The organism is Streptomyces musisoli, from assembly GCF_016741855.1.
GTDB classification, from domain to species: Bacteria; Actinomycetota; Actinomycetes; order Streptomycetales; family Streptomycetaceae; genus Streptomyces; species Streptomyces musisoli.
In genome coordinates this window covers 291,748-310,949 of record NZ_JAERRH010000006.1, presented here as the reverse complement: position 1 = coordinate 310,949, position 19,202 = coordinate 291,748, and the positions used below count along the sequence as shown (strand labels likewise).

Here is a 19,202-nt window from a genome sequence, read left to right as displayed (position 1 = left end):
GGGGCCAGATGCCCGATGCACGACACCGCGTTCGCCGCCGACCCCCACCAGGTCTACGACCGGTTGCGCGCCCACGGTCCGGCCGGGCCGGTCGAACTCGCCCCCGGCATCGACGCCACCCTGGTCGTCGGCCACGAGACGGCGCTGCGCGTGCTCCAGAACTCCACGCTCTTCGCCCGGGACGCCCGCCGCTGGAAGGCGCTGAACGAAGGGCGGATCGGGCTGGACCACCCGGTGCTGCCGATGATGATGTACCGGCCCAACTGCCTGTTCACCGACGGTGCCGTGCACCTGCGGCTGCGCAAGGCCGTCACGGACAGCCTCGCCCGGCTCAACATCACCCGGATCCGCCGGGACGTCGAGCCCATCGCCGACTACCTCATCGACCAGTTCAGCGAGCGGGGCCGGGCTGACCTGCTGAACGACTACGCCAAGCTGCTGCCGCTGCTGCTGTTCAACAAGCTCTTCGGCTGCCCGGCGGACATCGGTGACACCCTCACCAGCTCCATGTCGGCGATCTTCGACGGCAAGGACGCCCTGCGCGCCAACGAGGAACTCACCGCCTGCCTCATGGAACTGATCGCCCTCAAGCGGCGCCGGCCCGGCGACGACGTCACCTCCTGGCTGATCCAGCACCCCGCGGGACTCACCGACGAGGAACTCAAGGACCAGCTGGTCATGCTGATGGGCGCGGGCGTGGAACCCGAGCGCAACCTCATCGGCAACGCGCTGCTCCTGCTGCTGGCCCCCGGCGCCGGCGGGCGCGACTCCGGGATGCTGATCGAGGAGGCGATCGATCACGTGCTGTGGGACCAGACGCCGATCGCCAACTACGCCACCCACTACCCGGTCCAGGACGTGGACCTCGGCGGAGTGGTGGCCGAGGCCAACACGCCGGTCGTCATCAGCTTCGCCGCGGCCAACAGCGACCCCGCGCTCGCCGAGGCCCGCCGGACCCGCAGCAAGGGCGCCCACCTGGCATGGGGGGCCGGCCCGCACGCCTGCCCGGCCAAGGACCCGGCGCAGGTCATCGCCGTCACCGCGATCGAGAAGATCCTCAACGCCCTGCCCGACCTGACGCTGGCCGTCCACGAGAAGGAGCTGGAATGGCGGCCGGGGCCGTTCCACCGGGCACTGGCCACGCTGCCCGTGGCGTTCAGCCCGACGCCGGCGACCCGCATGGTCGCCGCGTTGCAGAACAGGGCCGTCCCCGCGGCGGCGGAGCAGCCGGCGCGCACGGCTCCGGCCGCCGCCGCACGTCAGGAACCAGCCAGGAAGAAGGGCTTCTGGAGCACGTTTTTGGACATTTTCCGGGTCTGATGTGCCGTGTGTGACGGGAGCAACACTGTCAGGCGCATGACCAAGGAGGGGGGAAGGGTAGGTTCCGGCGGTATCGGTAGCGCCCCGCCACAAAGGAGCTTTGCGTGACCGCCGTTGGCGTCATACGCGGTATCACCACCGACCGCCGAGCCGTCATCCCCTCGCTGCGCAGGCTCCGTTCCGAGGAGGGACAGGCCAACCCCCTCCCCGTCTGGGACGAACTGCGCGCACTGGGCGAAGTGGTGCCCGCTCCCTGGGGCGGGTACTTCGTGACGGGATTCGACGCCTGTAACCAGATCCTGCGCGGCCGGAACTGGCTCGTACCGGACTTCGCATGGCAGGAGCGCAGGCCCGACGCGGCACGCTGGCAGGACCCGGCGACGCGGGAGATGACGCGGACGCTCTCCCGCCTCAACCCGCCCACGCACACCTTCCAGCGCCGCGCCCTGGGCAACCTCTTCGACCGCGGCACCCTGGAGGCCATGGGGCCGGGGATCGACGCCCAGGTCTCCCGGCTCCTGGACCGCCTCGACCTGGAGCTGCGCCGCCACGGCGAGGCCGACTTCGCCACCACGGTCGGCGACCAGCTGCCGATCCACACCGTGGGTCACTGGCTCGGCATCCCGGACGAGCACTTCCCGCACATCCTGGACTTCACCCACCGGCAGGTCCACGCCCAGGAGCTGCTCCCCACCAAGAGCGAACTGGCGGTCTCGGCCGAGGCCACCGTGGAGATGAAGGCCTTCTTCACCGGCTTCGTCGCCGACCGGCGCGCCCGCCCCGGCAACGATGTCCTCAGCGGCTGGATCCGCTACTGGGACGCGCAGTTCCCCGGTGACCGCGCCGCGGCGGACCAGATGCTCTACGACCTGACGATGTTCATCACCATCGCCTCCCTGGAGACCACCGCGACCCTGCTGGCCAACGCCGTGTGGCTGCTGACCCAGGAGCCCTCCCGGGCCGACTGGCTGCGCCGGCACCCCGAACACGTCGACGACGCCGTCGACGAGGCGCTGCGCTACGACCCGCCGATCCACCTCAACTCCCGGTTCGCCGCCGACGACACCGTCCTCGCCGGCGTACCCATCGCCAAGGACACCGTCGTCCACGTCCTCTACGGCGCCGCCAACCACGACCCGCGCCGCAACCCGGACCCCCACGTCTTCGACATCCGCCGCAAGGGCGGCCACCTCACCTTCGGCGGCGGCGCCCACTACTGCCTCGGCACGTCCCTGGCCCGCCTGGAGGCCCGCCTGCTGCTCACCCGGCTGCTGCAACGATTCCCCACCCTGCGGCCGACCGCGCGCCCGACCTACGCGAACCGGATGGTCTTCCGGCGCATCACCTCCCTGAAAGTGACGACATGACCGCCATCCCCCTCAGAGCCCTTCCGACCGGTGACGTACGGCAGATCCTGCGGACCCGCCGTGAGGGTCCCGTCCTCACCATCGAGCTGAACACCCCCGAGCAGGGCAACACGGTCACCGACGCCCTGCTGGACGACCTGCTGGCGGTCCTCCAGGGGCAGGGTCCGGCCGTCCGCGTGGTCGTGCTCAGCGGGAACGGCGACGACTTCTGCCTCGGCGGGGACCGCGGCGAGTTCACCCGGCATCTCGCCCACGACTCCACGGGCAGCGGCATCCGCATGTCGGGGATCAAGGCCCAGCGCGTCTGCGACGCCCTGACCACGAACCCGGCCGTCACCATCGCCCGCGTCCACGGCAAGGTCATCGGAGCCGGCATGGCCCTCGCGCTCGCCTGCGACCTGCGGGTCGGATCCGAGGACGCGACCTTCCGGCTGCCCGAACTCGCCCTCGGACTGCCCACCGCCTGGGGCGGCCTCCTGCCCCGCCTCATCAACGAGGTCGGTGCCGCACGCGTCCGCGAACTCGTCCTGACCGGACGCGCCTTCACCGCCGCGGAGGCCCAGTCCCTGTCCATCCTTCAGCGGGTCGTCCCCGCCCATGAGCTGGACGCGGCCGTCGCCGAATGGGCCCGGCCCATCGTCCGCCGCCCCCCGGCGGCACTGCGCGTCACCAAGACGCTGCTGAACTCGCTGTCCGCCGCCTCCCGCCTGGCCGACGTCTCCGTGCTGGACGCGGAGCTCATGGCCGCGGTCGTGGCCGAGTCGCACCAGGCCCGCGGCGCCGGCTGATCAGCGCGGCGTCACGCGCCGGTCCAGGGACGTCACCGCGTCACGGAAGGCGCGTCCCAGACCCGCCCGGGCCAGCCCCAGGACGACCCGGAACGGTGCCGTGCCGTCGGCGGCGAAGGTCCACTGCACCCGGGTGCCGGTGCCCCGGGGAGCGAGGCGCCACTCCTCGACCAGGGCACGGGCGCCCGGCGCGTTGGTGGTGTCGACGCGGTAGGCGTACACCTCGGGCGCCTTCGCCGCGAGCACCGTCTCCGTGAACCGTGTCCCGCCCCTGAGCCGTATCTCCCGCCCGGCGCCGCCGTCGGTGGCCCGGGCGAGCGTCACGGCCGAGAACCACTGGGTCCAGCCGGGCACGTCCTCGGCGAGCGCGTGGAAGACCTGCTCCGGGGACGCGGAGATCTCCCGCGCGAAAACCAGGCGTACGGGCGCGGTCCCGACGAAGTCGAGATCCACCGGGCGCAGACGACGAGCCATGGACGTAACCCCCTTGCGCCACTTTCGCGGCGCGGTCGACCGGGCAGGGCCACCATAGCTGACGGTGCCTCAGATGTCTGTGGTGTCTTCCCCGGGCTCGCCCGCCACGACCACCCGCAGATGCTCGGAGATCTCCGCGCGGGCCTCGGCGGGCAGGCCGGCGTCGGTCACCAGCGTGTCCACCTGGTCCAGCGCGGCGAAGGAACTCAGGCCCACCGTGCCCCACTTGGTGTGGTCGGCGACCACGACGACCCGGCGCGCGGAGTGCACCAGCCGCCGGTTGGTCTCGGCCTCCGCGAGGTTCGGTGTGGACAGGCCGGCCTCCACCGATATTCCGTGCACGCCGAGGAAGAGCAGATCGAAGTGGAGCGAGGCGATCGCCTGGTCGGCCACCGGGCCCACCAGGGAGTCCGACGGGGTACGCACCCCGCCGGTGAGCACCACCGTCGCCGATCCCTGCCGCTGGCCCGATGTGCGCTGCGCCGCGTGGAAGACGTCCGCGACCCGCACCGAGTTCGTCACCACGGTCAGGTCCGGCACCTCCAGCAACTGCTGGGCGAGCGCGTACGTCGTGGTACCACCGGACAGGGCGATCGCCGCCCCCGGGCCGACCAGGCGGGCCGCGGCGCGCGCGATGTCCTCCTTGGCGGTCAGCTCCAGTCCCGACTTAGCCTCGAACCCCGGCTCGTGCGTGCTCGCCTCGACCACCGGCACCGCACCGCCGTGGACCTTCTCCAGCATGCCCTGGCGGGCCAGCGCGTCCAGATCGCGGCGCACGGTCATGTCCGAGACGCCGAGCTTGCGGGTCAGCTCGTTGACCCGCACCCCGCCCCGGCGCCGGACCTCGTCCAGGATGAGGGCGCGGCGCTGCTCCGCGAGGAGGTTCTGATTCTCACTCACGTACGCTCCGGTCCTTTCGCCGCCAACCGTCCGACACGTCCGGCGCACCGGCTCCGACCAGGAAGTTCAATCCGTCCGGCAGTGCGCGGGCGTCCCATCCTTTCACGGGTCCGTGCCGGTTGCGCCACCGCCTGCCGGCCCGGGCCCCCGCCGCCCGGGCCGCGGGCCGCCCCGCCCGCCGTCACACGGATCGGGGAGATTCCGTGACGAGAGGTGTACGGGGCCGCGGGACCGGCGATCCTGAAGCGCGCACGGCACAGACGTCAGGGCGTCACGGGGGAAGTGCGAGAACAGTGGAACACGCACAGCACCGCCGCGCGGAGCGGCAGGAGAACCGGCCCACGGAACACGACGGGAACCGGCCCACGGAACACGACGGGAACCGGCCCACGGAACACGACGGGAACCGGCCCACGGAACACGACGGGAACCGGCCCGCGGAACACCACGAGCACCAGACCGCCGGGCCACACGAGACCCGGCCCGCCGGGCGGCAGACAGGGCGGGCTGCCGGTTCGTATGAGGACCAGGGCGCCGGGACGGCCGAGGACCCAGTCGTCGGGCGGTGGGCGGGGCGGCCGGTCGGGTCCGGGGACGACCTGGAACTGCTGGTGCACGGGGTCGGCGGCACCACGCCCGAGAGGATGCTCGGCGACCCGCGCACGGTCCGGGTCACCGGTGACGACACGGCCGCCGTCTTCCGGCGCGCCGAGGACGCCGGGCCCACCCCGGACGGTGTGGGCGCCGAGGGGGACCCAGGGGGCGATCACGGGAGAGACCTCGGGGGAGACCTCGGGAAGGGGGCCCGGCGCGGGCCGGTCCGGGAGGCGTACGTCTGGTGCAACCTCACCTCCGGCGACGGCAGCCGCGCCCTGTGGCTGCTGTTACTGCCGTTCATGGTCGTCAACCTCGCTCACTGGATGCGCCCCAGCGGACCCGGCCGGCCGCGTACCGTCCGGCTCTACGGCCTCCTCGTGCGGCTCTCCGCCCTCACCCTGACCGTGCTGCTGGTGGCCGCCGCCTGCGAGGTGGCCCTCGACCTGCTGGCCTGGCAGTGCGCGGGGACCCCGGCCTGCGTACGCCGCCACTCCTGGCTGGGCTTCCTGGCACCCGCCGCCCCCGGAGCGCCCGCCGGGCCCGGGGGCTGGTGGAGCGCGCCCGGCCGCCGGCTGGCCCTCGCCGCGGCGCTGCCGGCCGCGCTGACCGGCCTGCTCTGGTACCTCTCGCACCGCACCTGGCGAGCGTACGAGTCCCACCGGCCACTGTCCGCCGACATGGGACCGGACACCGGCGGCCCCGGGCCGGGAGCCGACGGGCGGGGGTCGGTCGGCGACGGCCTCGGGCCGGGAGCCGACGGGCGGGGGTCGGTCGGCGACGGCCTCGGGGCGGGGGCCGTTGGGCGGGGGTCGGGCGGCGGTGGCCTCGGGGCGGTGGCCGACGGGCGGGGGTCGGTCGGCGATGACCCCGGGGCGAGGGCCGTTGGGCCGGGGTCGGTCGGTGAGGGCCCTGGGGCGGAGGCCGGTGAGCCAGGGTTGATCGGCGACGGCCACACGTCCGTCGCCGGTGGATCCGGGCCGGGCGATGACGGCTTTCGTACGCGCGCCGGCGGCTCGGAGCCGACCGGCGACGCCCCCGGGACGGGCTCCCACGGCCGCGGCGCGGGCTCCCACGGCGATGGGGCGCGTGTCGATGAGGCCGAGGCGGACGTGCACGGCAGTGCGCTGGTCCGGGCCGGTTTCTGGTACGGGCGCCGGCTGGTCGCCCGGCTGCGGGCGGCCCACACCGCGGCGGGGCTGCTCACCGTGGCCGCCGCCGTCGCCACCCCCGCGGTCCGCTTCGACCACCGGACCGGCGGCCCCGCCGCCCTGGACGCCCTCGGCCTGCTGCTGACCGCGGCCCTGCTCGCCTGGGCGGTCGCGGTGGTCGGAGTCGTGTGCCGCCGAGGCCGCGGCGAGAACCGGCTCGACCAGCGGCTCGACCAGCACCTCGTCCGCTCGTTACCGCTCGTCGCGCTCGCCCTGCTGCTGCTCAGCCTGGTGTACGCGGGCTGGTCCCGGCCCGGCTGGCAGTCCACCGGACGGATCCCCGGTGATCCGGCCTTCGGCGCCCTCATGCTGGCCCAGGGCTTGCTCGTCATCGCCCTCGGCGCCGTGGCCCGGGACCTTCACCGGCGCCGACGCGACCCGCGCGCCGGAATGCGGGGCCTCGGCGGTCCCGCCGTGACGCTGCTCGCCTGCGCCCTGGGCGGAGTGATGTCCGGCGGGCTCGCCCAGCGCGTCGCCGACTGGCTGGACGGCACCCGCGCCCTGCTCGCCGGGCCACCCGTGCTGCTGACCTGGCAGGCGTCCGCCATCCCACCGCTTCTCGTGGTCCTGTCGGTCCTGGCCGCGCTGCTCGCCGTGCGCACCGCCCGGCTGGCCCGTGCCGAACGCGACCGCGTGCGCCAGGAGCACCCGGGCGAATCCGAGGACCCGTCCCGCACCCGGGCCATCGCCCGGGCCCGCGCCGTGGCCACCCTCACCGACCGGGCGCCCCTCGTCGTCACCGTCCTCACCGTCGCCACCCTGCTCCTGGGCACCTCCGCGCTGGCCGGCGCCCTGGCCACCGGGAAGACGCCCGTCGGGGCGGCCCGCCGCACCCACCACCTCGTCCAGGCCGTGGCCGAGACCTCCCAGGCGCTGGGCTCCTGGCTCGTCGGATTCGGCTTCCTGCTCTTCGTGACCTGGGGCAGGCGCGCCTACAAGGACGCCTCCGCGCGGCGGACCATCGGCATCCTCTGGGACGTCGGCACCTTCTGGCCGCGCGCCGCACACCCCTTCGCACCGCCCTGCTACGCCGAGCGCGCGGTGCCGGACCTGACCTGGCGCATGGCCACCTGGACCCGCCGCACCGGGGGCCGGCTCGTCCTGTCCGGGCACTCCCAGGGCAGCGTCCTGGCCGCGGCGGCGGCCTGGCAACTGCCGCCGTCCGTACGCGGGCGGGTCGCCCTGCTCACCTACGGATCCCCGCTGGAGCGCCTGTACGGCCGCTGGTTCCCGGCCCACTTCGGGCCGCCGGCGCTCGCCGCGCTGCACCATGACATCGCCTGCTGGCGCAATCTCTACCGGCGCACCGACCCCATCGGCGGCCCGGTCCGCGTCGCGGGCGACGCCACCCCGGAAGTCGACCACGAGCCGCTGCCGGACCCCCGCGCCTACGGACGCACCGCCGAGCACCCGCTCCCGGCCCCGATCCTCGGCCACTCCGACTACCAGTCGGACCCCGCCTTCACCCGCGAACGAGCCCACCTCCTGACCCGCCTGTGCCCCGGACTTCCCGGCCAGCGCCCGGGGCAGGGGACGTGACCCGGTCACATCGAGGGCTTCACTAATCAAGTTTTACCAGCGAGGCGAAAAGGTGTACGCTCCCAGCGCTGGAAACAGCTAGACAAATTTGATTAGCCCTATCGAAGGAGCCCGTATGCCCCTCCTGCCCGACACGGGATACAGCCCGACCCACGAAGACCGCGTGAGCCTGGACGCCTGGTTCGCGGAGTACGACGCGGCGAGCGGCAAGCGCGATGTCGAGCGCATGGCGGACCTGGCGGTCTTCCCGCTCAACCTCGTGAGCGACGACTCCGCGGGCAACGGCCGGTCGGCGCAGTGGGACCGGGAGCGGTTCGTCGCGACCATGACGCAGGTGATGGGTGGAGGAAGCCAGGACATCGCCTTCGAGTCCACCCGGACTCCGGTGTTCCTGTCCTCCTCGATGGCCGTCGTCTTCACGGACTCGACCATGACCGTCGACGGCCACTCCCAGCGGCTCCGGTACGCCGACATCCTGCTCAGGCGGGACGGGAAGTGGGCGTTCCAGACCATGATCCAGGGCGGCTGGGGCGACAACCTCTAGTCCCGCAGCCCCCTGGGCTCCGCGGCGCGGAGGAGTGGAAAGCCGGTGCGGGCTGCCCGGGCTGCCCGAGTGCTCAGGGCAGCTCCGGCAGATCCTCCGCGTACAGCAGGGTCAGGTCGTCGGTGGTCGGATCGGGAAGCTGGGCGACACGGCCCGCGTGGCGCTCCACCATCGCCTCGAACGTCTGCCGGGCGGTGCGGCCGTTGCCGAACGCGGGGCCCTTCGGGATCGCCGTGAAGTACTTCAGCAGCGCCTCGGACGCTCCCGGTGCCAGCCGGTACTCGTGCTCGTCGGCCTGCTGCTCCACGATCCGCAGCAGTTCCTCGGGGCCGTAGTCGCCGAAGGTGATCGTGCGGGAGAAGCGGGAGGCCACGCCAGGGTTGACGGAGAGGAAGCGCTCCATCTCCGCGGTGTACCCGGCGACGATCACCACCACCGCGTCCCGGTGGTCCTCCATCAGCTTCACCAGCGTGTCGATGGCCTCCTTGCCGAAGTCCCGCCCGGCGTCCTCCGGGGACAGCGCGTACGCCTCGTCGATGAACAGCACACCGCCGCGGGCCCGTTCGAAGGCCTCCTGGGTGCGGATCGCGGTGGAACCGATGTGCTCGCCGACCAGGTCCACCCGGGACACCTCCACCAGGTGGCCCTTCTCCAGGACGTCCAGCGAGGCGAGGATCTCGCCGTAGAGCCGGGCGACCGTCGTCTTGCCGGTACCGGGGGAGCCGGTGAAGACCAGATGCCGCTTGACGGAGGCCGCCTTCAGGCCCGCCCGCTGCCGGCGCCGGCCCACCTCGATCATGTCGGTCAGCGCCCGCACCTCGCGCTTGACGCTCTCCAGGCCCACCAGCGCGTCGAGTTCCCCGAGCACGTCCTTCGACGTCCGCTGCGGCTCCGCGGGTTCGGCGACGGCGACGGGCGGCTCCGGCTCCGCCGCGCGCTGCCCGGGGAACGCGCCCAGCAGGCCGGCGGACTGCGGCACCGTCTGCGCGGCCGTCTCCCGGGCCGCGGGCGTCCGGGGGCCGCCGCTCTCGTCGCTGGTGCAGTCCTCCACGACCGGTCCCGTCCCGGAGCCGGCGGCCGGGCCGCCGTCGGCGAACTCGTACCCGCCGCGCGCGCACCGTTCCGTACGGCACTTGCGCAGCGTCGTACGGCAGCCGTCGATCACATGGAAGCCGTAACCGCCGCTGCCGGTGACCCGGCAGCCGAGGAAGCTGCCGCGGCCGCCAGCGGAGACGTAGAAACCGGCCTCGGCGGGGGAGTCGACCGTGCAGCGCTCGATGGTCGGGTCGGCGCCCTTGGTGACGATCACTCCGGTCTGGGTGCCGTCCACGGTGCAGTTGTTGAGCGTGCCGCCGCTGCCGTGGTCGCGGAACCAGGCACCGGTGGCCGCCTCCCTGATCCGGCAGTCGTCGAGCTGCGCGGTCGCCCCGTCGCTCACCGACACGGCCGTGTTGCGCACCTGCGACAGGTCGCTGTCGACGACGTCCGCGCGGGAACCACGGTCCAGCACGAACAGCGCGTCCGGCACGTCGTGCACGCGGCAGGAGTCGAGGACGGCGGTGGCCCCGTCGCTCACCCACACCGCCGGGTAGTCGCCGGTGCTGTCGAAGATCTCGCACTGGTTGGCGTCCACCCGGGTCCCCGGATCCCACACGGACAGGCCGTTGCGCCCGAACTGACGGACCGTCGTCCGGGTCAGCGTGAGCACCGAGCGGGAGCGCAGGTCGACCGCGTTCTCCGGGATGTCGTGGATGCGGCAGTCGGCGAGCGTGAGCACCGCGTCGGTGTCCAGGGTGATGCCGTCGGCGGTGGTGCGGTGCACATCGCAGTCGGTCAGGTGCGCGGTGGCGCGCTGGGTGATCTGCACACCGGAGCCGCGCACCTCGTAGATCTCGCACCCCACGGCCTCCAGCGCGGAGTTCTCGCCGGTCGCGGTGAGCCCGGTGCCGGAGGCGTGGTGCACCCGGCAGCGCTCCAGGCGCGGATGGGCCCCGCCCCGGACCGCCACGCCCGCCTGTCCGGCCGCGACGACCTCGCACTCCTCGAACACCCCGCCGCCGCCGTCGAGTACGGCGATGCCGATTCCGGCCGGGTTGTCGACGGTGCACCGGCGCACGGTGGGGCGGGCGCCGCCGCGCACCTCGATGCCGGTGGCGGACCGGGTGACGATCCGCATGTCCATCAGCTCGGGCGTGCCCTCCTCGATGAGCAGCGCGGGCGCCGCCGCGTCCTGGCCCTCCACGTGCAGGTCCTGCACGACGGCCGAGGCCCGCACGGTGAGCGGCACCCCGTCCAGGGGTGCGATCCGCACGGAGCCGGGCGAGCCCTCGGGCCCACGGAGTGTCACCGCCCGCTGGACGACGAGGTTCTCCCGGTACGTGCCGGGGGCGATCGTGAGGACGTCGCCGTCGGCGGCGGCCTCCAGGGCGGCGGCGAGCGAAGCGTACTCACCCGTGCGGCGCCGCCACCGCGACGTACCGGTGTGCGTCACCTGGACCGTGCCCTGTGCCATGGCGTTGTTGTGCCCCCACCTCGTCGTACTGATGGCTCGCCGTCCGTCGGGACGCTGCCGCCGGCACCCGGACCGCGACCGACCTCGGCCTCCGGGCGTGAGCGCGTTCGCGCTCCCGTGGAAATCCGCTCGGCCCCGCGGTCCTGAACCCGTGGGCCTTCGCCGACAGCGCTTCGGCCGGTCCACCGTAGCGTGTGCCAGGACGCCCGGTTGACCAGAGCGGGAAGGCCGTCAGATGCCGGTGCCCGCCTTGCCCCAGTCCGGGCCGGCCCGGTCCCACGCCTGGTCCCAGCGCGCGTACCGGCGGCGGACCAGGCGCCAGACGGTCAGGCGCCGACCGGTCTCGACCAGGGCCGCGGTCAGCAGGGCCGCACCGAGCCCGGCGAGCACGGCGTGCGTCGTGGCCGTGGCGGAGTCCAGCGGGCGGGTCGTTATTCGGCCGTGCGGGTCGGTCCAGAGCCCGAAGTGGTCCCCTCGGTGCGGGGTTCTGAGGTTCGCCAGGACCGGGCCGTGCCGCCGGGTGCCGTCCGGCGCGGCCCAGTACGCGAGGACACGGCTGTGGGTCTGGCGTCCGGGGGCCGTCTCGGGGTCGGTCTCGGGCAGGGCGCCGCCCAGTGCCCGCACCACGACCGCCGTGACGAGACGGCGCCCGTGCTGCTGGTGCCGAGCGGATCGCTGCAGCGAGTCCTGGGCGGAAGCACCGACCAGACAGCCCGTCACGGGTGCGCCCACGGTGATCAGCAGCAGCGCGACGAGCGCCACCCACGCCTCGGCCAGATCGGTCGTGCGGCGGAGCGGATTGTGCCGCCAGCGCCAGAGACCGCTGAGTGCCCGCATGTCCCCACCCCCCTGCGGTCCCTCACCACCCCCGGCGCCGGCCCCGCCCCGGCCGGGACCGGGAAAAGGCGACGTCAGGCGTGCCGCGGTGACCGACGCACGCGGTGTCTCACGAATTCCTCACGCTTCCCCAACGAGCGGGCCACGGCCCCCGGTTCCCGTTCCGCCGGATCAGTGCCGGTCCGCTGTCCGTGGGCCGTCGGCGGGCTCGTCCGGCACCCGGACCGGGTCGCCGACTCTGATCGTGCCGGGGAAGAGGGGCACGAGGTACTGCCCGAACACCAGCTTCCCGCCGATCCTGCGGTGGCGTGCCAGGGTCTGCAACGGTTCCCGGCCGCGCACCGCGCTCTCCTGGTCGGTGGTGGTCACCACACACCGGCCGCTCGGCTTGGCGGCCCGGAAGACCACCTCGCCGACGGCGATCCGCGTCCAGTGGTCCTCGGCCCAGGGCTCCGTGCCGGCGACGACGATGTTGGGCCGGAACCGGTTCATGGGCAGCGGGCCCTCGTGGGCGTTGCGCCCCTCGGCGATCAGGGAGTTCAGCGCCTCCAGCGAGGCCACCGTGGTGACCAGCAGGGGATAGCCGTCCGCGAAGCTCACCGTCTCGCCGGGCAGGGCGTAGTCGGGGTCGATCGGGCGGCGGGTGGCCGGATCGTCCATGTGCACCAGACGGACCTCGGCCCCCAGATAGGCGCTGCACCAGGCGTGCGCTGCCGCGGCGGCCGGCACCGCCTCCACCTTCGTGCCGAACACGGTCACCGGCATGGTCTCCGTCTGCTCCGGCACCGCGACCGTCAGCGGTGCCCGGCCGGGCGCGGACAGACGGACGCCGCCGCCGGCCAGAGGCTCGGCGGCGGCCAGTGCGAGGCGCGGCTCCTCGCGCTGTGTGACGACCTTTCCCCCGTCGTCGATCAGCGTCCAGCGTCGGTCACCGGCCAGGCCCCAGGGCTCCACGACGGCATCCCGGAGCGACACTGCCCGGAACGCCTTGACCGGATGGACGTGGATCGACTGCACTTCGGCGCTTCCCATGCCGTCCATCGTGCCAGGTGGCACCGACAGCCTGGGCGCGCCGGTCAGTAGCCGCGGTACTGCTGGTTGTTGTACGGGTCCTGGTACGGAGCCGGCGCGGGCCGCGGCGCGGCCGGACGCATGGCCTCGTACCCGGTGCCCCCCGCCATCGGCCGCTGCTGCTGCGGGGCCTGCGGTCCCGGGTAGCCGCGCGGGGCGCTCGCCTGCTGCGGGATGTAGGCCGTGGGCGCCTGCTGCAGCGGTGCGGGCTGCTGCTGCGGGTAGCCGTAGGCGGGGGCCTGCGCGGACGGGGCCGCCGGGAGGGCGGGGAGGGCCGACGGCAGGGCGGGCAGGCTGCTGCCCGTGTCGTAGGCGGCGGGGACCCGGATCGGGGCGATCTGCGGGGTGCCACGCTCGGCCACGAGCGAGTCGTAGATCGGGGTGTCCGGGAAGGAGGCGGAGTAGTAGCCGCCACCATAAGTGGAGCGGGGGGAGGTCATGGCACATAAGTTAAGCCCACGATGTGCTGGTTGGGGAGACCGATAAGAGGGTTGTTTTCCGTGTCGGCAGTGACCTGGGATCCCCAATATGAGCGAACTCGGCAAAAAGGGACGCCCGTCGCCGTTTGGATCGTGTAAAGGCGGGGTTCCTTCGGGGTTACCAGCGGTTGACCGGCGATCTTGCTGCGCGGATCGTGGGTGCGTGCCGTGCCCGGGAATAGGTTGTGCGGGTAGGGATGACACGGGCCGAGACGACCCGGACGAAGGACGAAAGCCGACGCGCGATGGGGGCGGACATGACAATGTCGAAAGGGTCGAACACGCCGGTGCCGAGCACGGCGCTGCGCGTCGAATTGGGCTGGCGCTCCGGTCCAGGAGTGCCGGACGCCGATGCCTCGGCGCTGCTGCTCGCGTCCGGAAAGGTCCGCTCCGACGGAGACTTCGTCTTCTACAACCAGCCCGCCCACTCCTCCGGCGCGGTGCGCCACGAGGGCAAGCGGACGACCGGCGACCGGGTCACCGACACCCTGCTGGCCGACCTCCCGCGCGTGGAGGGCGCCATCGAGCGGATCGTCCTCGCCGCCTCCGCGGACGGCGGAACGTTCGGGCAGGTCCCGGATCTCTACATCGAGGTGACCGACGCCGCCTCCGGCCAGGTGGTCGCCCGCTTCGACAGCCCCGGCGCGACCGTCGAGACGGCCTTCGTGTTCGGCGAGCTGTACCGCCGTCAGGGCGGCTGGAAGTTCCGTGCCGTCGGCCAGGGCTACGGCAGCGGACTCGAGGGCCTCGCAACGGACTTCGGTATCACCGTGGACGAACCCCAGCACGCCGCACCGCCCGCGGCCCAGGCCCCGGCCACCGTCCCGCCGCGCCCCGCCGCGGCCCCGGTCACCGCACCACCGCCCCCCACCGCGGCCCCCGCCCCGCCGCCCGCGGCCCCGCCCGTCCGCCTGAGCAAGGTCACGCTCACGAAGGCGGCCCCCTCCGTCTCGCTGGCCAAGCAGGGCGGCACCTCCGGTTCCATGCGCGTGAACCTCAACTGGCAGATGCGCAAACAGGCGCAGGGCTGGGGCAGCCGGTGGGGCGGCGCCGGCAACCTCGACCTCGACCTGTGCGCGCTGTACGAACTCACCGACGGCCGCAAGGGAGTCGTACAGGCCCTCGGCAACGCCTTCGGCGCGCTCCGGCGCCCGCCGTACATCCAGCTCGACGGCGACGACCGCACCGGAGCCGTGGCCGACGGTGAGAACCTCACCATCAACCTCGACCACAAGAACGACTTCCGGCGCATCCTCGTCTTCGTCACCGTCTACGAAGGCGCCAGCTCCTTCGCCGACCTGCACGCCACCGTCACCCTCCAGCCGCAGCACGGGGCGGCCATCGAGTTCTCGCTCGACGAGTGCACCGTCGCCTCCCCGGTGTGCGCGCTCGCCCTGATCACCAACACCGGCGGCGACCTCGTCGTCCAGCGCGAGGCGCGCTACCTCGTGCCGGAGCGCGGGGCGAGCCCGCAGCGGACCGTGGACCACGCCTACGGCTGGGGCATGAACTGGACGCCCGGCCGTAAGTGACCGGGCTCAGCCCTCGTCGGGCACGGCGTCCGGACGGGCGTAGGTGCGGCCCTTCCAGGCGGCCCCGCGCCCGCGGTGGTGCTGCACGGCGGAGTCGACCGTCATCAGCAGATACAGCGACGCGGTGAACGGCAGCAGCGGGGCGAGCCACCACGGCTGCCGGTAGTACCGCAGCATGGGCACGTACGTCCCCGCCATCACCGCCCACGCCGACGCCCCGGCGAGCGCCGTCGCCGCACTGCCGCCGGCCGCGCCCACGACCACGGCGGCCGGCGGGACCAGGTACACCAGCGCGAGTCCGGCGACCGTGCCGAGGAGCAGCAACGGGTTGTGCCGCAGCTGGGCGTACGCGCTGCGCGAGACCATCCGCCACAGGTCACCCAGCCGCGGATAGGGACGCACGCTGTCCACCCGGTCGGCCAGCCCCAGCCATACGTGACCGCCCGCCCCCTTCACCACGCGCGCGAGCGCCACGTCGTCGATGACGGCGTGCCGGATGGACTCCGGGACGCGCGCCTGCTGCGCCATCCCCGCGCGCAGCAGGACACAGCCGCCCGCCGCCGCGGCCGTACGCGCTCCCCTCCGGCCGATCCACCGGAAGGGATACAGCTGCGCGAAGAAGTAGACGAACGCCGGGACCACGAGCCGCTCCCACATGCTCGCCACCCGCAGCCGCGCCATCTGCGACACGACGTCGTAGTCCCCGGTGCGGGCCGCCGCCACCAGCGCGCGCAGGCTGTCCGGCGCGTGCGCGATGTCCGCGTCCGTGAGGAGCAGGTACTCGGGGTCACGCGCGCGTGCCAGCCCGATGCCGTGCCGCACCGCCCACAGCTTGCCCGTCCAGCCCGTCGGCGGCTCACCGGGCGTCCCCACCGTCAGCGGCAGCCCGCCGTGCCGCCGGGACAGCTCGCGGGCCAGCTCTCCGGTGCCGTCCGTGCTCCCGTCGTCCACCAGGAAGACCTCCGCCCGTCCCGGATAGTCCTGCGCCAGCAGCGACGGCAGGCTGAAGGGCAGCACGGCGGCCTCGTCGCGGGCCGGTACGACCACACAGACCGACGGCCACTCGTCCGGTTCCCGGCGCCGCGGCAGCCGGACGTCCGTGCGCCAGAAGAAGCCCTGGCCGAACAGCATCCAGCACCACGCGGCCAGTGATACGACGGTGATCCACAGGAAGGCGCCCACGGCGGCAGTCTGCCCCACCCGACCGGCTCACAAGAGCGCATCGTCTATCGTGGCCAGGTGAAGATCGCGCTCATGGACTCCGGAATCGGCCTGCTTCCCGCTGCCGCGGCGGTACGTCGGCTGCGGCCGGACGCGGACCTCGTGCTGTCGTGGGACCCGGACGGAATGCCCTGGGGACCGCGCACCCCGGAAGACATCACCGAGCGGGCCATAGCCGTCGCCGAGGCCGCCGCCGCGCATGAGCCCGATGTCCTGATCGTGGCGTGCAACACCGCTTCGGTGCACTCCCTGCCCGCCATGCGGGCCCGCTTCGAGCCGGACCTGCCGATCATCGGCACCGTCCCGGCGATCAAGCCCGCTGCCGCGGGCGGCGGCCCCGTCGCGATCTGGGCGACCCCGGCCACCACGGGAAGCGCCTATCAGCGCGGGCTGATCGACCAGTTCGCCGACGGCGTCACCGTGGCGGAGGTGGCGTGCCCGGGCCTCGCGGACGCCGTGCACCACGCGGACGAGACGGCGATCGACGCCGCGATCGCCTCGGCCGCCGCGCGCACCCCGGACGACGTGACCACCGTCGTCCTGGGCTGCACCAACTACGAACTGGTCGCCGAGCGCATCCGGGCGGCCGTCCAGCAGCCCGGCCGCCCGCCCCTCGTCCTGCACGGCACCGCCGGTGCGGTGGCCGCCCAGGCCCTGCGCCGGCTCGGAGCGGAGCCGGCCCCGGCCGCCGTCGCCGACACCACCCTCACGGTGCTGCTCAGCGGCCGTGAGGCGACGCTCCCCGACACGGCGCTGTCCTACGCGGAAGGCCGTTTCCTACAGGCGGTCAGCCCCGTCCGCTGACCTGCGCGGAACGGACCCGGCAGTGCGGTCCGCGGTGCTCCGCCCGGGCCAGTCGCCCCGCGCCATGCCCTACCCGCGCGGCGAAACCTGAGTAACCTCATGAATATGAGGGACCACCCCGACGCCGACGACAAGCTCCACCCGGACGTCTGGACGGGACGCGCCACCAACCGGGTCCAGTGGCTGCTCGCCCTGGTCGGCGCCGCCTGCATGGCGCTCGGCATCGAGCTGGCCGTCGACTCGGCCTGGACCTCGGGTATCGCCCCGCTGGTGATGTCCGTCGTGGGCTGCATCGCGGCCGGCCTGCTGGTTCTCTTCGGCACGCTCGCCTTCGTGCACGTCGACCTCAAGCTGGACCGGGAGTGCGTCGAGGTGCGCTGCGGGCACGTGGGCCTGCCGCGCCGCCGTATCCCGCTCTCCCAGGTGGCCGGCGCCGACTTCACCGCCCTCGTCACCCCCCGGAACTGGGGCGGCTGGGGCTACCGCTGGCGCCCCGAGAAGGGCACCGCGGTCGTCGTACGCCGCGGCGAGGGCATCGTGCTGCGCCTGTGGGACGGCCACACCTTCACGGTCACCGTCGACAACGCGGAGGCGGCGGTCCGGGTCATCAGGGACCGGCTCCGCACGATCAGGCCGGGAACGGCCGGCTGACCCGGACGGCCGGCTGACGGAACCGGCCCGCTGACGGCAGTGGCCCACTGATGAGACGGCCGGCTGACCGGAGTGGCCGGCCGGTGGGACGGCCGGCCGGTGGGACGGCCGGCCGGTGGGACGGCCGGCCGGTGGGACGGCCGGCCGGTGGGACGGCCGACCGATGGGACGGCCGACCGATGAGACGGCCGACCGATGAGACGGCCGACCGATGAGACGGCCGACCGATGGGACGGCCGGCTGGGGCGGCTTGTCGGGGCTGTCTGGGCGGCACCCGGGACAGCCGGTCGGCGTGTCCGTGCCGCGTCACGCTCCGCGGCCGGGAGTCATGGAGTCGCCCGCCCACGGCCGGGCCGTGGCCCAGCCGGCCAGGAGTCCGGCGCCCGCCGTCACCGTCGTGAAGCTCAGCGCGTTGCTCATCGAGGCGAGGGCGGCCAGTGCCGTCAGGGCCGCGCCCGCGGTGAGGGCGACCGGCGTGGGGCGGGAGGTGCGCCACAGCGCGTACAGGACCCAGCAGAACACGGCGGCCAGCAGGAACACACCGATCAGGCCCTGCTCCGCCGCCTGTTGCAGCGGGGCCGAGTGCGGTCTGCCGTCGGACAGCAGTGTCCGCGCCGTGATCCGACTCGGCTCGCCGAACCGGCCGGGGCCGACCCCGAGGCCGCTGTTCCGGTCCGCCAGCCGCAGGGCGTCCTGCCACTGCGACACCCGGTGCGCGGGAAAACGTCCTGCGAGCGCCCCGGCGAGGCCGTCGGGCAGCGCGCCCGCCGCGACCGCCCAGATCGCCGCCGCCACCAGTCCCGCCGCCATGGCCAGGCCCGCCAGCCACACCCCCCGGCTGCGGGCCGAGCCCGCCGCCAGTGAGCACAGCAGCACGGCCGCGCCGGCCACACACCCGGCCGCCGACCCCAGCACGATCCCGGCGGGCACGGTGGCGCAGGCCAGCGCCCCCAGCACGAGCCGCAGCGCCGGGACGCTCGTCGCCCAGGCGGCACAGCACGCGGCCCCGGCGCTCAGCGTCAGCAGGGCGGCCGTGGCACCGGCGTGCCCGAGCGGGGCCGCGTACCAGGGGCCGGGGGAGAGCCCGGGCAGCGCCGCGGCCAGCACCAGTCCCGCCGCCGCGCCGGCGCAGGGCGCGGCCACCGGCAGCAGCGCGCCGGAGACCCGGCCCGTGGCGTACCCCGCGGCCACGGCGAGCACCGCCAGCAGCATGCCCTCGGGCCGCCCGTCATGGACCGCCGCGGTGATCAGCGACCACCCGGCGCAGGCTCCCAACAGGAGCATGCCCGTCCCGTCGGAAACGTTTCTTCGTGTGCTGTGGGCGTCCGCACCGTACGCACCGGTCGCGGACCCCGTCC

The 19,202-nt window shown here is 73.8% G+C and carries 16 protein-coding genes; 8 read left to right on the top strand and 8 right to left on the bottom strand.

Going from position 1 to position 19,202, the window contains the following annotated elements; translation table 11 throughout:
- Positions 1–15: 15 nt before the first annotated feature.
- The 3 genes from JK361_RS18955 to JK361_RS18945 all read left to right on the top strand — a co-directional run bounded on the left by JK361_RS18955 (position 16) and on the right by JK361_RS18945 (position 3,475).
- Positions 16–1,320: a cytochrome P450 family protein gene (locus JK361_RS18955; protein WP_201819915.1), complete on the top strand. Its 1,305-nt coding sequence runs from the start codon at positions 16–18 to the stop codon at positions 1,318–1,320.
- A gap of 104 nt (positions 1,321–1,424) precedes the next feature.
- Positions 1,425–2,687, top strand: a complete 1,263-nt coding sequence (locus tag JK361_RS18950) for a cytochrome P450 (RefSeq protein ID WP_201819463.1) — start codon at positions 1,425–1,427, stop codon at positions 2,685–2,687.
- A complete protein-coding gene (locus tag JK361_RS18945) occupies positions 2,684–3,475 on the top strand; it encodes an enoyl-CoA hydratase/isomerase family protein (RefSeq protein ID WP_201819460.1) in 792 nt (263 codons plus the stop codon). The genes JK361_RS18950 and JK361_RS18945 overlap by 4 nt, the downstream gene beginning before the upstream one ends.
- Here JK361_RS18945 and JK361_RS18940 read toward each other — a convergent pair whose 3' ends face one another.
- Entirely contained in the window at positions 3,476–3,949 is a 474-nt protein-coding gene (locus tag JK361_RS18940; protein ID WP_201819458.1) for an SRPBCC family protein, read from the bottom strand.
- 69 nt (positions 3,950–4,018) lie between these two features.
- Positions 4,019–4,849, bottom strand: coding sequence for a DeoR/GlpR family DNA-binding transcription regulator (locus JK361_RS18935; protein ID WP_201819456.1), 831 nt, complete (start codon positions 4,847–4,849; stop codon positions 4,019–4,021).
- A gap of 644 nt (positions 4,850–5,493) precedes the next feature.
- Between JK361_RS18935 and JK361_RS41300 the strand changes: the two genes are divergently transcribed.
- Positions 5,494–8,193: a hypothetical protein gene (locus JK361_RS41300; RefSeq protein WP_236053232.1), complete on the top strand. Its 2,700-nt coding sequence runs from the start codon at positions 5,494–5,496 to the stop codon at positions 8,191–8,193.
- A gap of 115 nt (positions 8,194–8,308) precedes the next feature.
- Positions 8,309–8,737 (top strand): DUF4440 domain-containing protein, encoded by a 429-nt coding sequence (locus tag JK361_RS18920; RefSeq protein ID WP_201819455.1) that lies wholly within the window; start codon positions 8,309–8,311, stop codon positions 8,735–8,737.
- 73 nt (positions 8,738–8,810) lie between these two features.
- On the opposite strand, the gene JK361_RS18915 is transcribed toward JK361_RS18920, so the two are convergent.
- The 4 genes from JK361_RS18915 to JK361_RS18900 all read right to left on the bottom strand — a co-directional run bounded on the left by JK361_RS18915 (position 8,811) and on the right by JK361_RS18900 (position 13,597).
- Positions 8,811–11,249, bottom strand: a complete 2,439-nt coding sequence (locus JK361_RS18915; protein ID WP_201819453.1) for a right-handed parallel beta-helix repeat-containing protein — start codon at positions 11,247–11,249, stop codon at positions 8,811–8,813.
- Between the two features lie 231 nt (positions 11,250–11,480).
- Positions 11,481–12,086: an Rv1733c family protein gene (locus JK361_RS18910; RefSeq protein WP_201819451.1), complete on the bottom strand. Its 606-nt coding sequence runs from the start codon at positions 12,084–12,086 to the stop codon at positions 11,481–11,483.
- 171 nt (positions 12,087–12,257) lie between these two features.
- Complete coding sequence (locus tag JK361_RS18905; protein WP_201819449.1) at positions 12,258–13,118, bottom strand: MOSC domain-containing protein; 861 nt, start codon at positions 13,116–13,118, stop codon at positions 12,258–12,260.
- 44 nt (positions 13,119–13,162) lie between these two features.
- Complete coding sequence (locus tag JK361_RS18900; RefSeq protein ID WP_201819447.1) at positions 13,163–13,597, bottom strand: DUF6643 family protein; 435 nt, start codon at positions 13,595–13,597, stop codon at positions 13,163–13,165.
- A 302-nt stretch (positions 13,598–13,899) separates the two neighbouring features.
- Between JK361_RS18900 and JK361_RS18895 the strand changes: the two genes are divergently transcribed.
- Positions 13,900–15,168 carry a TerD family protein gene (locus JK361_RS18895; RefSeq protein ID WP_236053231.1) on the top strand — a complete coding sequence of 423 codons (1,269 nt, stop codon included), beginning with the start codon at positions 13,900–13,902 and terminating at the stop codon, positions 15,166–15,168.
- 6 nt (positions 15,169–15,174) lie between these two features.
- Here the strand turns inward: JK361_RS18895 and JK361_RS18890 are convergent, their stop codons facing one another.
- The gene (locus tag JK361_RS18890; protein WP_201819438.1) at positions 15,175–16,368 is read right to left on the bottom strand and encodes a glycosyltransferase; all 1,194 of its coding nucleotides are present in this window, start codon (positions 16,366–16,368) and stop codon (positions 15,175–15,177) included.
- 39 nt (positions 16,369–16,407) lie between these two features.
- Here JK361_RS18890 and JK361_RS18885 point away from each other — a divergent pair, with 39 nt between their 5' ends.
- Together JK361_RS18885 and JK361_RS18880 are read left to right on the top strand one after the other, a co-directional pair.
- Positions 16,408–17,193: a glutamate racemase gene (locus JK361_RS18885; protein WP_201819435.1), complete on the top strand. Its 786-nt coding sequence runs from the start codon at positions 16,408–16,410 to the stop codon at positions 17,191–17,193.
- 105 nt (positions 17,194–17,298) lie between these two features.
- Complete coding sequence (locus JK361_RS18880; RefSeq protein WP_201819420.1) at positions 17,299–17,844, top strand: hypothetical protein; 546 nt, start codon at positions 17,299–17,301, stop codon at positions 17,842–17,844.
- A 306-nt stretch (positions 17,845–18,150) separates the two neighbouring features.
- Here the strand turns inward: JK361_RS18880 and JK361_RS18875 are convergent, their stop codons facing one another.
- Complete coding sequence (locus JK361_RS18875) at positions 18,151–19,128, bottom strand: O-antigen ligase family protein (RefSeq protein ID WP_201819418.1); 978 nt, start codon at positions 19,126–19,128, stop codon at positions 18,151–18,153.
- Positions 19,129–19,202: the final 74 nt, after the last annotated feature.

Bases quoted from the DNA above. Each gene is read 5' to 3' on its own strand.
- JK361_RS18955 (WP_201819915.1), top strand. From the start codon at position 16: ATGCACGACACCGCGTTCGCCGCCGACCCCCACCAGGTCTACGACCGG.
- JK361_RS18905 (WP_201819449.1), bottom strand. From the start codon at position 13,118: ATGGGAAGCGCCGAAGTGCAGTCGATCCACGTCCATCCGGTCAAGGCG.
- JK361_RS18945 (WP_201819460.1), top strand. From the start codon at position 2,684: ATGACCGCCATCCCCCTCAGAGCCCTTCCGACCGGTGACGTACGGCAG.
- JK361_RS18920 (WP_201819455.1), top strand. From the start codon at position 8,309: ATGCCCCTCCTGCCCGACACGGGATACAGCCCGACCCACGAAGACCGC.
- JK361_RS41300 (WP_236053232.1), top strand. From the start codon at position 5,494: ATGCTCGGCGACCCGCGCACGGTCCGGGTCACCGGTGACGACACGGCC.
- JK361_RS18910 (WP_201819451.1), bottom strand. From the start codon at position 12,086: ATGCGGGCACTCAGCGGTCTCTGGCGCTGGCGGCACAATCCGCTCCGC.
- JK361_RS18915 (WP_201819453.1), bottom strand. From the start codon at position 11,249: ATGGCACAGGGCACGGTCCAGGTGACGCACACCGGTACGTCGCGGTGG.
- JK361_RS18880 (WP_201819420.1), top strand. From the start codon at position 17,299: ATGAGGGACCACCCCGACGCCGACGACAAGCTCCACCCGGACGTCTGG.
- JK361_RS18895 (WP_236053231.1), top strand. From the start codon at position 13,900: ATGTCGAAAGGGTCGAACACGCCGGTGCCGAGCACGGCGCTGCGCGTC.
- JK361_RS18900 (WP_201819447.1), bottom strand. From the start codon at position 13,597: ATGACCTCCCCCCGCTCCACTTATGGTGGCGGCTACTACTCCGCCTCC.
- JK361_RS18940 (WP_201819458.1), bottom strand. From the start codon at position 3,949: ATGGCTCGTCGTCTGCGCCCGGTGGATCTCGACTTCGTCGGGACCGCG.
- JK361_RS18875 (WP_201819418.1), bottom strand. From the start codon at position 19,128: ATGCTCCTGTTGGGAGCCTGCGCCGGGTGGTCGCTGATCACCGCGGCG.